The organism is Plantibacter sp. CFBP 8804, from assembly GCF_014841225.1.
GTDB lineage: Bacteria > Actinomycetota > Actinomycetes > Actinomycetales > Microbacteriaceae > Plantibacter > Plantibacter auratus.
Genome location: NZ_JACYTU010000003.1, coordinates 217,369 through 231,794, shown reverse-complemented (window position 1 = coordinate 231,794; position 14,426 = coordinate 217,369). Strand labels below are relative to the sequence as shown.

Annotated in this window: 12 protein-coding genes and 1 pseudogene; 7 read left to right on the top strand and 6 right to left on the bottom strand. The window is 71.1% G+C overall.

Annotated features, from left to right (window positions below; translation table 11 throughout):
• Window positions 1-60 precede the first annotated feature (60 nt).
• Window positions 61-2,433, top strand: a pseudogene (locus IFU11_RS09180) (DEAD/DEAH box helicase); the annotation flags it as partial.
• Between the two features lie 14 nt (window positions 2,434-2,447).
• On the opposite strand, the gene IFU11_RS09175 reads toward IFU11_RS09180, so the two are convergent.
• On the bottom strand, window positions 2,448-3,965 hold the full coding sequence (locus tag IFU11_RS09175) for a carboxylesterase/lipase family protein (RefSeq protein ID WP_192018749.1): 1,518 nt from the start codon (window positions 3,963-3,965) through the stop codon (window positions 2,448-2,450).
• 67 nt (window positions 3,966-4,032) lie between these two features.
• Here IFU11_RS09175 and IFU11_RS09170 point away from each other — a divergent pair, with 67 nt between their 5' ends.
• On the top strand, window positions 4,033-4,455 hold the full coding sequence (locus tag IFU11_RS09170) for a GNAT family acetyltransferase (protein ID WP_192018748.1): 423 nt from the start codon (window positions 4,033-4,035) through the stop codon (window positions 4,453-4,455).
• A 68-nt stretch (window positions 4,456-4,523) separates the two neighbouring features.
• On the opposite strand, the gene IFU11_RS09165 is transcribed toward IFU11_RS09170, so the two are convergent.
• The 5 genes from IFU11_RS09165 to IFU11_RS09145 all read right to left on the bottom strand — a co-directional run bounded on the left by IFU11_RS09165 (window position 4,524) and on the right by IFU11_RS09145 (window position 9,884).
• Window positions 4,524-5,615, bottom strand: a complete 1,092-nt coding sequence (locus IFU11_RS09165; RefSeq protein ID WP_192018747.1) for an Rv2578c family radical SAM protein — start codon at window positions 5,613-5,615, stop codon at window positions 4,524-4,526.
• A 47-nt stretch (window positions 5,616-5,662) separates the two neighbouring features.
• Entirely contained in the window at window positions 5,663-6,493 is an 831-nt protein-coding gene (locus IFU11_RS09160) for an energy-coupling factor transporter transmembrane component T family protein (RefSeq protein WP_192018746.1), read from the bottom strand.
• Window positions 6,490-8,238, bottom strand: coding sequence for an ABC transporter ATP-binding protein (locus IFU11_RS09155; RefSeq protein ID WP_192018745.1), 1,749 nt, complete (start codon window positions 8,236-8,238; stop codon window positions 6,490-6,492). Before IFU11_RS09155 ends, IFU11_RS09160 begins: the two co-directional genes overlap by 4 nt.
• A complete protein-coding gene (locus IFU11_RS09150; RefSeq protein ID WP_192018744.1) occupies window positions 8,239-8,820 on the bottom strand; it encodes an ECF transporter S component in 582 nt (193 codons plus the stop codon).
• Between the two features lie 113 nt (window positions 8,821-8,933).
• Window positions 8,934-9,884 carry a pirin family protein gene (locus IFU11_RS09145; RefSeq protein ID WP_192018743.1) on the bottom strand — a complete coding sequence of 317 codons (951 nt, stop codon included), beginning with the start codon at window positions 9,882-9,884 and terminating at the stop codon, window positions 8,934-8,936.
• A gap of 118 nt (window positions 9,885-10,002) precedes the next feature.
• Here IFU11_RS09145 and IFU11_RS09140 point away from each other — a divergent pair, with 118 nt between their 5' ends.
• From IFU11_RS09140 to IFU11_RS09120, 5 genes are all read left to right on the top strand, one after another.
• Window positions 10,003-11,121: an AI-2E family transporter gene (locus IFU11_RS09140; protein ID WP_192018742.1), complete on the top strand. Its 1,119-nt coding sequence runs from the start codon at window positions 10,003-10,005 to the stop codon at window positions 11,119-11,121.
• 47 nt (window positions 11,122-11,168) lie between these two features.
• Window positions 11,169-11,612 (top strand): DUF3592 domain-containing protein, encoded by a 444-nt coding sequence (locus tag IFU11_RS09135; RefSeq protein ID WP_192018741.1) that lies wholly within the window; start codon window positions 11,169-11,171, stop codon window positions 11,610-11,612.
• 122 nt (window positions 11,613-11,734) lie between these two features.
• On the top strand, window positions 11,735-12,349 hold the full coding sequence (locus IFU11_RS09130) for a hypothetical protein (RefSeq protein WP_192018740.1): 615 nt from the start codon (window positions 11,735-11,737) through the stop codon (window positions 12,347-12,349).
• Window positions 12,350-12,494: 145 nt separating this feature from the next.
• A complete protein-coding gene (locus IFU11_RS09125) occupies window positions 12,495-13,262 on the top strand; it encodes a YcnI family copper-binding membrane protein (RefSeq protein WP_192018739.1) in 768 nt (255 codons plus the stop codon).
• Complete coding sequence (locus IFU11_RS09120) at window positions 13,262-13,921, top strand: copper resistance CopC family protein (protein WP_192018738.1); 660 nt, start codon at window positions 13,262-13,264, stop codon at window positions 13,919-13,921. Before IFU11_RS09125 ends, IFU11_RS09120 begins: the two co-directional genes overlap by 1 nt.
• Window positions 13,922-14,426: the final 505 nt, after the last annotated feature.

The window sequence follows — 14,426 nt, the reverse complement described above, 5'->3', positions numbered from 1 at the left end:
GCTGTGTGAGTCATGCAGGTTGTTCATGCGAACGAGTTATAACCCGGAAAGCATTTCTCCATGCCCAAGAACAACACCCCCGCCGGCAAACGCCCGGCCAAGAACTTCGACCCCAAGTCCAAGTACGGCGAGAACAAGCGGCCTTTCGGCTCACGCCCAGGCGCGAAGTCCGGCAGCAAGAGCGAAGGCCACCGCGGCTACCGTCCCGACGCCGGTGGAGCGCCGCAGAAGTCACGCTGGAACGCAGACGAGCGTGCCGAGCGCGCCGCCCGCTTCGAGTCGGAGGAGCGCGGCGACCGCGCACCCCGCGGCGACCGCAATGAGCGTCCTGCGTACAACCGTGGTGGCGACCGGAACGAGCGTCCCGCGTACAGCCGTGGTGGCGACCGGAACGAGCGTCCCGCGTACAACCGTGGTGGCGACCGCAACGAGCGCCCCGCCTACAACCGTGGCGAGAGGACTGAGCGTCCTTCGTACGGTGACCGGAACGAGCGTCCTGCGTACAACCGCGGTGGCGACCGGAACGAGCGCCCGTCCTACAACCGTGGCGAGCGGTCCGAGCGTCCGTCCTACGGTGACCGGAACGAGCGTCCTGCGTACAACCGTGGCGAGCGGTCCGAGCGTCCCTCCTACGGTGACCGGAACGAGCGTCCTGCGTACAACCGTGGTGAGCGGTCCGAGCGTCCCTCGTACGGCGACCGGAACGACCGCCCGGCCTCGAACCGTGGTGGCGACCGCACCGAGCGTCCGGCGTACAACCGTGGCGAGCGGTCCGAGCGTCCCTCCTACGGCGACCGGAACGACCGTCCCGCGAACAACCGTGGTGGCGACCGCAACGAGCGCCCGGCCTACAACCGGGGTGAGCGCACGGAGCGTCCCTCGTACGGTGACCGCACCGAGCGTCCCGCGTACAACCGTGGCGAGCGGTCCGAGCGTCCCTCCTACGGTGACCGCACCGAGCGTCCCTCCTACGGTGACCGCCCGGCCCGTCAGGGTGACCCGCGTCAGGCGAACCGCACCGACCGCCCCGCGCGTTCCTACGACGACCGTCCGAAGCGTTCCTTCGAGGAGCGCCCGGCGCGTTCGTACGACGACCGCCCCAAGCGGTCCTTCGACGACCGCCCGAAGCGCTCGTTCGACGACCGCGGCGCGTCCGACGCCGGCCGTGGCAGCGACTACTACCCGAAGCGCGACGCCGGCTCCTACACGCCCCAGGACGATGTGGTGCTCGAGCGCCTCGAGGCCGACGCGATCCAGGCCGGCGACGTCGAGGGTGTGACCTTCGAGAGCCTCGGCCTCGGCGGCAACATCGTCCGTGCACTGGCCGAGCTCGGCGCCGACAGCCCGTTCCCGATCCAGGCGGCGACCATTCCGGATGTCATCGCGGGCCGCGACGTGCTCGGCCGTGGCCGCACCGGCTCCGGCAAGACCATCGCCTTCGGTGCCCCGCTCGTCGAGAAGCTCATGGAGAACGGCGGCGGCAAGAACCGCAAGCCGGGTCGCAAGCCCCGCGCCCTCATCCTCGCCCCGACGCGTGAGCTCGCCCTGCAGATCGACCGCACCGTGCAGCCCATCGCGCGCGCCGTCGGCCTCTTCACCACCCAGATCTACGGCGGTGTCCCGCAGGGTCGCCAGGTCGGCGCACTGCAGCGCGGCGTCGACATCATCGTCGGCACGCCCGGTCGCATCGAGGACCTCATCGAGCAGGGTCGCCTCGACCTCTCGCAGGTCACGGTGACCGTCCTCGACGAGGCCGACCACATGTGCGACCTCGGCTTCCTCGAGCCCGTGCAGCGCATCCTGCGTCGCACCGCGCCCGATGGCCAGAAGCTCCTCTTCTCCGCCACCCTCGACAAGGGTGTCGCAGCCCTCGTCAACGAGTTCCTCCCGAACCCGTCGGTGCACGAGGTCGCCGGTGAGGACCAGGCGTCCTCCACGATCGATCACCGCGTGCTGGTGGTGGAGCACAAGGGCAAGGACCGCCTCATCGAGGAGCTCGTCAACCGCACCGAGAAGACCCTCGTGTTCGCTCGCACCCGGGCCTACGCCGAGCGTCTCGCGGAGCAGCTCGGCATGGCGGGCATCCCCGCCGTCTCGCTCCACGGCGACCTCAACCAGGCGCGCCGCACGCGCAACCTGGAGAAGCTCACCTCGGGTCGGGTCAACGTGCTCGTCGCCACCGACGTCGCCGCCCGCGGCATCCACGTCGACGACATCACGCTCGTCGTGCAGGCCGACGCCCCGGACGAGTACAAGACGTACCTGCACCGTGCCGGCCGCACCGGTCGTGCCGGCAAGATCGGTCGCGTCGTCACGATCATCCCCAAGGCCCGTCGCCGCCGGATGACCGAACTGCTCGACCGCGCTGAGATCGAGGCCGCGTTCGACGACGCCGCCCCCGGCGACCAGCTCGTCGAGGACATCGCCACCGCGNGCGTTCTCGCGTGTCAGGGGGTGAGGGCAGCCCGCTCGTCGTCGCGCGGCGCGGGGATGACGGCGTCGTCGACCCCGTCGAAGGTCCGGACCGGACGGGTGGCGTCCCAACGCTGCCAGCCCGGGTCCCCTGTCTTCGCGAACGCGACCCAGGCGTCGTGCATCGCGGTCGCGAGCGACTGCGGGGCGGACGGGCCCGCCATGCGGACCGCCTCCGGGGAGTCGAGGTGGTCGAAGACGAAGCCGATCTCCATCGCGTGGGCCGCACCGAGCTCTCCCTCGCCGTCCCCGCCGACCGGGCTCCGCCAGGCGAACTCGTACACCCAGGTGTCCGAGCCGTTGTCGGCGCGTGCGTCCGCCAGTTGATTGAGTGGGACGCGGAGCAGGATGTCGGTGGCGATCGCCCCGAGGATCTCGCCGGACTTCGCTTTCGGACGGCTGCGGCGGAAGGTCCGCACGGCCGACGCACTGACTCCGAAGCGCAGTCGCGCCGCGAACAGTTGGAGGCGCGTGATCCGCCGGGCGATGCCGGTCGGGACGAGGAACAGTCGGTGCTCCTCCGTCGTCGTCCCGATGAGCACGGGTATGTCGGCGGAGCCGCCCGACACCAGGGCGTCCAGCGGACTCAGCGGCGCGAGTGGCGACGACGTCGTGATCGAGAATCCCGGACCGCCGGTCAGCGGGTTGCCTCCGCCCATCACCCGTTCCTGGGCCCCGACGAGTCCCTCGGGCGGCACACGGCGGAAGCCGGCCCTGGTGGCCGGCACGCCGAGGTCCTTGGCCATGAGCTTCGAGATCCGGCCGGAGCGCTCTCGGGGTTCCGAGCGCAGCGGGCCGCTCTGGATGATCGCCCGTCGCATCACGGACGAGGCGTCCGGGTGCGCGAGGAGTGCCGCGACCGAGGCCCCGCCCGCGGATTCGCCGAAGACGGTGACGTTGTCGGGGTCACCGCCGAAGCGGGCGATCTCGTCCTGCACCCACGTCAACGCCGCGAGTTGGTCGGCGAGACCGAGGTTCAGCGGGACGTCGTCGAGCACCGAGAACCCCTCGGACCCGAGGCGGTAGTTGATGGAGACGAGGACGACGCCGTCGCGAGCGAACGCGGTGCCGTCGTACGAGTCGAGCGCGTTGGAGCCGTGCACGAGCGAGCCACCGTGGATCCACACCATGACCGGGAGCGGGGTGTCCGACCGCTCGGCCGGGGTCCAGACGTTGAGGTTCAGGATCTCGTTGCCCGGCACCGTCACCGTGGCGAGCAGTTCGCCGACCGCGCCGGTGTAGGGCGGCTGCGGGGCGGTCGCGCCGGGGCGGGTCGCATCGCGGGCGTCCTCCCAGGGGACGACCGGCTGGGGGAGTCGGAAGCGGTCGTCGCCGAACGGTGCTGCCGCGTAGGGGACACCGAGGAATCGGGAGACACCCGCTTCGGTGACCCCGGTGATCGGGCCGCTGCCGATGGTGACGGTGACCGGCGTCGATCCGCCATGCGCAGGGATCGGTTCGCCGGTCGGTTCCAGGCCAGGGTCGATGCTCATACGGGTCCGTTCGTCGATGCTCGGGTGACCAACTGTATCGACGCCCCGGGTGCGGAAGACTGGGCTGATGCAGATTCGTCCCTTCACGCCTTCCGACACCGAGGCCGTCATCGCGCTCTGGCACACCGTGGGGCTCACCCGGCCTTGGAACGACCCGGCGAAGGACATCGAGCGCAAGTCGACGACGCAGCCCGAGCTGTTCCTCATAGCCACCGACGGCGATGGCGCCCTCATCGGCACCGCGATGGTGGGGTACGACGGCCACCGCGGGTGGGTGCACTACCTGGCCGTGTCGCCGGCCCAGCAGGGCGGTGGGCTCGGGCGGGAGCTCATGGCCGAAGCCGAACGCCTGCTCATCGAACTCGGGTGCCCGAAGATCAACCTCATGGTCCGGACCGGCAACGACCGGGTGATCGGGTTCTACGAGGCGCTCGGGTACGGCACCGACGAGGTCGCGCTGCTGAGCAAGCGGCTCATCCCCGACGCCTGACGCCGGTTCGTTCGCCCATTCTTGGGCAAACGGGCGTTGGCTCGCCCAAGAATGGGCGAACGAACGGGTCAGAACAGGGTCGGCTGGACCTGCAGGCCGGTCGTGACGAACTCCGGGGCGCGCTTGCGCAGCTCGGCCCGCTCGCCGTACCCGTTGCGCAGCATGCCGAGCGCCGACGAGCGGACACCCCCGGTGGCGGGGTCTTCGGTGCCGCGCTCGAGCCCGTGCTCGCGGATCATCGGGCGGATGCGCGCCGCCAGCCACTTCCGGTACTCCTTCGGGGCGTAGGCGCCGTCGGCGTACATCGAGGTGTACCCCTCGACGAGCTCGGGGTGCTCCCGCGACAGCCACTGCATGAACCAGGGTTTGACGCCGGCCTTCAGGTACAGGGTCGAGAAGAGGACGGTGCTCGCGCCGGCCTCGCGGATGCGCGACAGGGCGAGGTCGAGGTGGTCCACGGTGTCGGTCAGGTAGGGGAGGATCGGCATCATGAAGACCCCGACGTCGAAGCCGAGGTCGGCAGCCGCGCGGACGGTCGCGAGTCTGGCCGCCGCCGTCGGGGTGCCGGGTTCGATCGACTGCTGCAGCTCGTCGTCGTAGATCGCGATCGACATGGCGAGATCGACCGGTACGCGCTGAGCGACCTCGGCCAGGAGGGGCAGGTCGCGCCGGAGCAGCGTGCCCTTCGTCAGGATCGAGAACGGGGTTCCCGAGTCGGCGAGGGCGTTGATGATCTCCGGCATGAGCCGGTACTTGCCCTCGGCGCGCTGATACGGGTCGGTGTTCGTGCCGAGTGCCACCGGGTGCCTGCCCCAGCTCGCCTTCGCGAGCTCCTTCTCGAGGACCTCGGCGACGTTCACCTTGACGATGAGCTGCGAGTCGAAGTCCTTCCCGGCATCGAGGTCCAAGTACGAATGCGTCGGTCGTGCGAAGCAGTACACGCACGCATGCGAGCAGCCCCGATAGGGGTTGATGGTCCACCCGAACGGCATCACGGACTGGCCCGGCACGCGGTTGAGTGCGGACTTCGCGAGCACCTCGTGGAAGGTGATCCCGGCGAACTCGGGCGTCTGGACGCTGCGAACGAGGTTGTTCAGCTTCGCGAGGCCCGGCAGCGCCGACGTCGCCTCAACCCCGAGTTCCTGTCCACTCCACCGCATGCCTCCATTAGAACATATGTTCGAGTCCTGCGGGTGACTCCGGACGATCAGTTCCGGATGACGGGACCCGGGCCCGCGGCGAGACCCCACCACAGGAGGGCGGCGCTTACGAGCCAGAAGGCGACCATGAAGCACCAGTCGCGGGTCCGGAAGGGGATGCGGGTCCGCTCCGTGCGCTGCGGATGGGCACCGAACGCGCGGGAGTCCATGGCGAGCGCGACCCGCTCCGCGTGGCGGATGGCACCGGCCAGCAGCGGCACGACGGTGCCGGCGGCACGGCGGACGGCGGCGATCGGTCCGCGACCCTCGGCCATGCCGCGGACCCGGTGGGCGGAACGGATGACCTCCAGCTCGTGCCCGAACCGCGGCACGAACCGGTAGGCGGCGAGCGCCGTGTACCCGATCCGGTAGGGCACGTGCAGTTGCTGGATCATCGCGCGGACGAACTCCGGGCCGGTCGAGGTGAGGCCGCCGATGCAGGCGAGGACGAGGAGGGCCGCGAGTCGCAGTGCCGTCGCGAGGCCGACGAGCAGCGCCCCGAGGAAGAACCGGTAGTCGCCGACCTGGAACAGCAGGACGGATTGGTCGACGCGGCTCGGGTCGGTCCACAGGCCGAAGCTGAACGACATGATCGCGACGATGAGCGGCAGTGCCACGAAGAGCAGGAGGGCGACCGTCCGCGTGAGGCTGGCCCCGACGAGGATGACCACGACCGCGAGGGCGATGAAGAGCGCCGGCGTGACCGGGTCCCTCGTGAACGCGAGCAGGATCATCACCGGGAGCGGAGCACCGAGCTTCGCGAGCGGGTTCAACCGGTACAGGAATCGACCGGCCGGTGCCGTGCCCGAGGCGTACGGGTCGATCGTCGTGGCGCTCATCGGGCGGCCGCCCCGGGCAGGTCGTCGAGTCTCGACAGGTGCCGCCAGTCGGGGTGGTTCACCAGCGAGCGCATCGCCTGGGCGAGCGGCGGTGGGCGGAGCCCCGCGCGGCGCAGGAGCTCGTCGTCGCCGAGGACCGCGGCGGTCGTGTCGTGGGCGAGCAGGCGACCGCCGGCCATCACCGCGACGTGACTCGCGTGATCGGCGACGAGCTGGAGGTCGTGGGTCACGACGAGGACCGTGGTGCCCTGCGCGTTGAGCCCGGCGAGGAGGTCCAGGAGCTCGTTCGCCCGCGCCCGGTCCTGACCGAAGGTTGGCTCGTCGAGCGCGAGCACCGGAGCTCCGGCGATGAGGGCGCTCCCGACGGACAGTCGGCGCTTCTGGCCGCCGGAGAGGAGGAACGGATGCACGTCGCGTGCGGATTCCAGGCCGAACCGCCGCAGCAGGTCGTCGACGCGCCGCTCGATCTCGGTGTCGTCGACACCCCGGATCCGCAGGCCGTGCGCGAGTTCATCGTGGACGGTGTGGGTGATGAACTGGTGCTCGGGGTTCTGGAAGACGAAGCCGATGTGTGCCGCGATCGTCCGGACGTCGCTACGCCCCGGGTCGATCCCGCCGACGTCGATGCGCCCGCGGGGAGGACGGACCACCCCGGCGATCGCCTGCAGCAGGGTCGTCTTGCCGGCACCGTTCGTCCCGATCACCGCGAGGAAGTCGCCCGTCCCGACCTCGAGGCTCACCTCGTGGAGGATCGGGGTGCGCCGGCGGCCGCGACCGCGTTCGACGCGGAGCCGGTCGACGCGGACCGCGACCGACCGCCCGGTGATGGCCGGGGCGATGGCTACCGGCGGCGGCGTCGGCAGTGCGGTCCCGTCGAGTGCGGCGGTCAGCTCGGCAGGTGTCAGGGGGAGGATCGGCAGCAGGACACCGCCCTCCCGCAGTCGCAGGGCCGCGAGCGTCGCGACCGGCAGCCAGACGCCCATCTCGAGGAGTTCGTCGAGGTGGCCGAGCAGGACGTCGCGGGTCGGGCCGTCGAAGGCGAGCCGCCCGTCACGATCGAGGACGACGACCCGGTCGACGAGGTCGATGGCGGCGTCGAGGTTGTGCTCGACGAGCAGGATCGCATGCCGCTTCCCGGCGCCGTCGGGTCCGGAGACGAGTGAGCGGAGGGCGGCGTAGACCTCCTCGATCCCGGCCGGATCGAGGTTCGCCGTCGGCTCGTCGAGGACGAGGAGGTCGCTCCCCATGGCCAGGGCGCAGGCGATCGCGAGTCGCTGTCGGCCTCCGCCTGAGAGCCGGTCGGGGTTCTCGGCCCGGCGCTCCCAGAGCGCGACCTGCCGGAGCGCGCGTTCGGCGCGGGACAGCACCTCCTCGACGGGGAGCAGGAGGTTCTCCGGGCCGAAGCACACCTCGTCGAGGACCGTTCCGGTGACGATCTGGGCGTCGGGGTCCTGGAACACCATCGCCACGTGCTCGCTCAACTGCGCGACCGTCGAGGTGGCCGTGTCGAGCCCGCCGGTGACCACAGCACCCTCGAACTCGGCCGGGACGGCGTGGGGGACGAGGCCGTTGAGTGCCAGCGCGAGCGTCGACTTCCCCGAGCCGCTCGGCCCGAGCAGGAGGACCACTTCACCGCGTGCGACCTGGAACGACACGTCGTCCGGGGTCCACTCCTCGCGCTCGTCGTGGCGGATGCGCACCCGCCGGACGACGGTGGCGGGGTGCGTCGGCGGTACGGGGTCCACTCAGGCCCGCGTGCCGGCCGAGCCGCGGTCGCGCTGCAGGGGTTTCGCGATGGACCGCCCCACACCGGCTCTCGCGAGGGCCGCTGCGACCGCCCGCCCGAGCGCGGTGAAGGCGATCGGGCTGAGGACGAAGAGCGCGATGTAGACCGTCTGGGCGAGGGGTGCGAAATGCTCGATCCCGAGGACGACGAGCACGGAGCCGCCGAAGACGAGTCCGGCGATGCCCGCTGCCAGGTAGAAGACCCAGGCCCTCCAGGCGCGGTAACGCGACACGGCGAAGGGGATCTCCTGCAGGAGCCCGATCGCGAGGCCGGTGCCGAAGTACCGGAAGAACCACTGCGGGCTGAACGCCGCTGAGACGAGGCCGGCGGTGAGCCCGGCCATGAGGGCCACGCCACCACGTCGGAGGAGCGCCTGCGAGACGACGCCCGGCAGGAAGTACACGCCGATGATGAGGCCGTAGAGCACGGGGGCGGTCGCGGAGATCGTGCCGCCGACGTACCCGGAGACGACGAAGACGAGGCCGCCGCCGACGCCGATGGCGGCGCAGGTCAGCAGCAGTCGCGTACTCAGACGTTGCATGAGCCCACCTTCACGAGCAGCCGATCTCCTGAGGACAGCCTATCCTTTATCAGCCCGTCGAGACGCCGACCGACACCGCTCGGAACGGGGTCCCGAGCGCCCCGTCCGGGCGATCAGATCGAGCGTCGGCGCGGGGTCAGACGGACGTTCGGCAAGGGCGGCGCAGGGATGCGGTCCGTGCCGTGGCCGGCGACCGACCCGAAGCGCGGCGACCCCGCCTCCCAGTCCTCCCGGGCGGACGCGATGTCCTCGTGGCTGCGACCGACGAAGTTCCACCACATGACCAGCTCCTCCGGGAACGGCGTCCCTCCGAGGAGCACGAAGCGGGCGCCGCTCGCGCTCCGGAGCTCGAGGCGATCGCACCCGGGCGCCAGGTAGAGCAACGGGCCGGAGCCGAGTTCGACGCCGCCGACCTCGAGCGCCCCGTCGAGCACGAGGACGCCGTGCTCGAAGGACGGATCCACCGGCACCTCGACGACGGTGTCGGCCTCGATCGTCACGTCGGCACCGAGCAGGGGCGAGTGGACGGTCGCGGTCGACGTCACGCCGCCCAGCGTGCCGATGAGGACGGTCGCCTCCAAGCCTGGAGCGCGGTGGACGGGCAGGTCCGTGTGCTGCTCGAACGCAGCCGGCACCTGGGCGGCGGCCTCCGGGAGCGCCACCCACAGCTGGAGGCCGTGCATGGCGGCCGCCTCCTCGCCCACCGAGAACTCGGAGTGCGACACGCCTCGACCGCTCGTCATGAGGTTGAGCTCGCCCGGGCGGACGACCACGTCGCTGCCCACGCTGTCGCGGTGGCGGATGTCGCCGACGAGCGGCCACGTCACGGTCTGCAGGCCGGTGTGCGGATGCGGCAGCACGCGCATCAGTGAGCGGTCCTCGTCGAAGCGGTCGAGGAAGCACCAGGCGCCGATCATCGGCAGCTCGCGCTGCGGGAGGGTGCGATGGACGCTCAGGCCGCGGACACCGCCGAGGGGGACCTCGCGGGCCTCGAGGAGTCTCGTCCCGGATCCGTCAGGTGCGTGGCAGACGCTGGGGACCGGGTCGGCGTCGAGTCTCGTCATGAGCGCCTCCTTATCACGGACAACGCTACTCCCGCTCGGCCTGACCTCGGCCCGCACCGACGTGGTTGACTGGGCGCGGGGTCCGTCCGGCTCCGCCGCTGCCGAGATTGGGGATCCCATGGGCCTGTTCGACAAGCATGAGGACGCACCGGAACCGCTCGCCCGCGGCCTCTGGCACGACCGCATCGGCACGTTCGCGACCCGGAGCATCCAGACGCTCGCCATCGTCGCGGTCGCCGCACTGATCGTCTTCGCGCTGACCCAGCTCTCCCTCGTGATGATCCCCGTCGTCATCGCGCTCATCCTCGCCTCGGCGATCTACCCGCTCATGCGGTGGATGCGGTCGAAGGGGCTCCCGTCGATCCTCGCCACCTGGATCGCCCTCGTCTCGATCCTCGTCGTCCTCGGCGGCATCGGATGGCTCATCGTCTGGGCCGTTCGCAGCCAGTGGGACGACCTCGTCGACTCCGCCTCGAAGGGCTTCGGGCAGCTGCAGGACTGGCTCGGCACCCTGCCGTTCGACATCGACGAGAAGCAGATCGAGGACGCCAAGCAGACCGCGGTCGACTTCCTCACCTCGAGCCAGTTCGGCAGCGGGGCGCTCGCCGGCGTCTCCGCGACGGCGAGCTTCCTCACCGGCCTGGTGCTGATGGTCGTCGTCCTGTTCTTCTTCCTCAAGGACGGACCGCGGCTCTGGGAGTTCCTGCTCCGTCCCTTCACCGGAACCGCGTACGACCGCGCCAAGCGCATCGGCGGCAAGACGGTGGACACCCTCGGCGGGTACGTGCGCGGCACCGCCACGATCGCCGCCGTCGACGCGATCGGCATCGGCGTCGGTCTCCTGTTCGTCGGTGTCCCGCTCGCGCTCCCGCTCAGCGTCATCGTGTTCCTGACCGCCTTCATCCCGATCGTCGGTGCGACCGCCGCCGGCATCCTCGCGGCCCTCGTCGCACTCGTCGCCAACGGTCCGGTCGCCGCCCTGATCGTCGTCGGCATCGTCGTGCTCGTGAACCAGCTCGAGGGCAACTTCCTCCAGCCCGTCGTCATGGCACGCTCGCTCAAGCTGCACGCCCTCGTCGTCCTCCTCGCCCTGACCGCCGGCACCATCCTCGGCGGCATCGTCGGCGCGGTCCTCGCCGTCCCGATCGCCGCGGTCGCGTGGGGCATCATCGGCGTCTGGAACGGTCCGGACCAGCCGGCCGAGCCCATGCGGCAGAAGCGACCCGAGTCCGTCTGAGCGAGGCCGTCCGGGTCGTGGGTCCGCCCGCCGGATAGCATGTGATCGTGGACCCCCACGATCTCCTCGGCCTCGTCTTCGAGGTCTTCACCTGGATCGGCTTCGGCAGCGCCGTCGTCGTGCTGCTCGTCATGCTCATCGCGCGGGCGGCGGACGGCAGCTGGGTGGAGACGCACGGGGTCATCGTGGACCTGCCGGACGACGCGGGCGGCGGGGACGTCGATCGAGGTCCGGGGCGCGAGGTCCGCTGGATGACCGAGGCGGCCGAGCTGTACTCACGACCCGTCACGGATGCGGAGTTCGACGCCCTGCGCGACCCCGAGGAGCCGAACGTCTTCTACGCCCGCCGGGAACCGTCGCGCGCACGCTTCCGCCGGACGGCCGATCACACGAGGGCACTCCGCCTGCTCTTCGGCGTGACCTTCGGCATCGGCGTCGTCTGCTCCATCGCCTCGATCGTGCTGCTGTTCGTCGCCGACACCGGGGCCTGACCACCCGCTCCTCGGTCCCTGAGCACCCCTCCCGGTCCCTGAGCCTGTCGAAGGGCGACGCTCGGGTAGGCTGTGAACACGAGCGTCGACACCTGGTCCGCTCGCTCTCCCGGAGGCATCGCATGACGGAACGGTGGGCCCGTGTCGCCCGCGGCACCGCCGCAGCCGCGTTCGCCACCTTCGCCGCCGCCCTCTCGCACACGATCGGCGGGGCCGCCGCGCCGTCCGCGTTCGTCCTCCTGGTCGGTGGCACCTTCGCCGTCCTGGTCTGCGTCCTCCTCGCCGGCCGCCGCATCACCGCACTCGGGGTCGTCGCCTCCGTGCTCGTGAGTCAGCTCGGCTACCACGCGCTCTTCACCCTCGTCCCGAGCACCGTCAGCGCCACGGTCGCATCCGGCGGTGCGACCGGCCCCGCCGACTGGCACCGGCACGGGGTCGTCGAACTCGCGACCGGCGGCGTCACCGCGGCGCACACCCACGGCGACACCACGATGTGGGCGGCGCACCTCGTCGCGGCCGTCGCGACCATCGCAGCCATCCTGTTCGCGGAACGCGCGACGCTCGCAGCGCTCGCCGCGCTGACCGTCCGGATCCTCGCCCGCCGTGCGGCACCGACGCACCTCGTCCCCGCGCCCCGTCGGGTGCGCTGGGTCCGGGTCAACCGCCGTCCGCGCAACCTCGGGGTGGTCCTGCTCCACCTGCGACACCGCGGTCCGCCGGCTCTCGCCGCCGCCTGACCGACGCACCACCCTCCGACCGGGACGGGTGCCGTGCGTGGCCGGGTCGGCCCCGACGCAGCAGCACCCTTCGGCGCGCCATCCGGCGTGAGCCACCCCCCATTCCGCACGCTCGACGCCGTGCGGATCAGTCGACAGGACGATCATGAACGCAACCACCCCCCGCCCCACCTTCCGCAAGCCCGCCGTACTCGGTGCCGTCGCCATCGGCGCCGGAGCGCTCCTCGCGGTCGGCGCGCCGCTCGCCGCCAGCGCCCACGTCAGCGTCACGCCGACCTCCACGGCCGCCGGCTCCTACACGGTGCTGAGCTTCGCCGTCGGTCACGGCTGCGACGGCTCGCCCACGACGAGCCTCTCCTTCAAGATCCCCGAGGAGATCAACGCCGTGACGCCGACGGTCAACCCGAACTGGACCATCGACAAGCAGATGGCCCCGCTCGCGAAGCCCATCACCGACAGTCACGGTGAGCAGCTCGCCGAGCGCGTCGGCACGGTCGTCTACACGGCCAAGACGCCCCTCGCCGACGGCTACCGCGACACCGTCTCCTTCCAGGTCCAGCTGCCGGCCGACGCCGAGGGCAAGACCCTCGTCTTCCCGGTGACGCAGACGTGCGAGGTCGGCCAGACCGACTGGACCGACGTCGCGAAGGACGGTCAGACCGAGGACGACCTCGAGTCGCCGGCGCCCGTCGTCGTCGTGACCGCTGCCGAGGCCGGCGACCACCACGGTGGCGCTGCCATGGACGACGACGGTGACGGCGACCACACCGAGGCCGCTGCCTCGACCGACGCCGGCACCACCGACGTGCTGGGCCGCGTGCTCGGCATCGCCGGTCTCGTCGTCGGTGCCGCCGGCATCGTGATCGCTGCCTCCGCACGCCGCGCAGCGTCCGACGCGAAGCGCCAGGCCTGATGACGGTCTCCCGTCGTCGCCGTCTCGTCGGCACCGCTGCGACCGCGTTCCTCGCGGTCGCAGCGGTGCTCGCCGTGGCCCAGCCGGCCTCAGCGCACAACAGCATCGTCTCGACGACGCCGGCCGAGGGTTCGACGATCACGGAGCAGCCGGAGCAGCTCGTCATCACGACGAACGACAACCTGCTCGACCTCGGGGAAGCCGGCCAGTCCAACCAGATCCAGGTGACCGGTCCCGGCGACGAGCTGCTGTACTACGGCACCGCGTGCGCAGCGGTGAACGGACCTGCGCTCGTCATGCCGTTGCAGCTCGGGCAAGCCGGCGAGTACACCGTCGTCTGGCAGCTCGTCTCGACCGACGGCCACCCGCTGTCGGGCAGCTACACCTTCGAGTGGGCGCCGGCCGAGGGCCAGGAACTCGCCGCGGGGAGTGCGAAGCCCGCGTGCGCGACGAGCGGTGCCTCCACGGTCGAGCCTTCATCGGAGGCGGGCGGTGTCGAGCCGGAGTCGTCCTCTGGCGGGCTCAGTGGCGATGTGTGGTGGATCGTCGGCGCGATCGGCGTCGTCCTGATCGCCGGCATCGGCGTGCTGCTCGTGACCCGGCGGAAGCCGGAGCCCATCTCGGACGACCAGGGCACGGACACCCCGTCCGGTCCTTGAGCCGCACCCCGTCCGGTCCCTGAGCGACACCCTGTCCGGTCCTGGGCCGGCACCCCGTGCGTTCCCTGAGCGCCACCCCGTTCGGTCCCTGAGCGGCACCCCGTTCGGTCCCTGAGCTTGTCGAAGGGCGGTCCGGGCGATGGTGTCCTCGGCTGGCGAGGTGCTTCGGGGGCACGTCGACAGGCTCAGTGACCGGGGGAGGTGCCATGCCTCGGTCCCTGAGCTTGTCGAAGGGCGGTCCGGGCGATGGTGTCCTCGGATGGCGAGGTGCTTCGGGGGCACGTCGACAGGCTCAGTGACCGGGGGAGGTGCCATGCTTCGGTCCCTGAGCTTGTCGAAGGGCGGTCCGGGCGATGGTGCTGTCGGCTGGCGAGGTGCTTCGGGGGCACGTCGACAGGCTCAGTGACCGGGGGAGGTGCCATGCCTCGGTCCCTGAGCTTGTCGAAGGGCGGTCCGGTCGATGGTGCTGTCGGCTGGCGAGGTGCTTCGTGGGCACTTCGACAGG

Coding starts and splice junctions, on each gene's coding strand:
- IFU11_RS09140 (WP_192018742.1), top strand. CDS start 10,003: ATGGGCCTGTTCGACAAGCATGAGGACGCACCGGAACCGCTCGCCCGC.
- IFU11_RS09150 (WP_192018744.1), bottom strand. CDS start 8,820: ATGCAACGTCTGAGTACGCGACTGCTGCTGACCTGCGCCGCCATCGGC.
- IFU11_RS09120 (WP_192018738.1), top strand. CDS start 13,262: ATGACGGTCTCCCGTCGTCGCCGTCTCGTCGGCACCGCTGCGACCGCG.
- IFU11_RS09170 (WP_192018748.1), top strand. CDS start 4,033: ATGCAGATTCGTCCCTTCACGCCTTCCGACACCGAGGCCGTCATCGCG.
- IFU11_RS09145 (WP_192018743.1), bottom strand. CDS start 9,884: ATGACGAGACTCGACGCCGACCCGGTCCCCAGCGTCTGCCACGCACCT.
- IFU11_RS09125 (WP_192018739.1), top strand. CDS start 12,495: ATGAACGCAACCACCCCCCGCCCCACCTTCCGCAAGCCCGCCGTACTC.
- IFU11_RS09165 (WP_192018747.1), bottom strand. CDS start 5,615: ATGCGGTGGAGTGGACAGGAACTCGGGGTTGAGGCGACGTCGGCGCTG.
- IFU11_RS09175 (WP_192018749.1), bottom strand. CDS start 3,965: ATGAGCATCGACCCTGGCCTGGAACCGACCGGCGAACCGATCCCTGCG.
- IFU11_RS09160 (WP_192018746.1), bottom strand. CDS start 6,493: ATGAGCGCCACGACGATCGACCCGTACGCCTCGGGCACGGCACCGGCC.
- IFU11_RS09130 (WP_192018740.1), top strand. CDS start 11,735: ATGACGGAACGGTGGGCCCGTGTCGCCCGCGGCACCGCCGCAGCCGCG.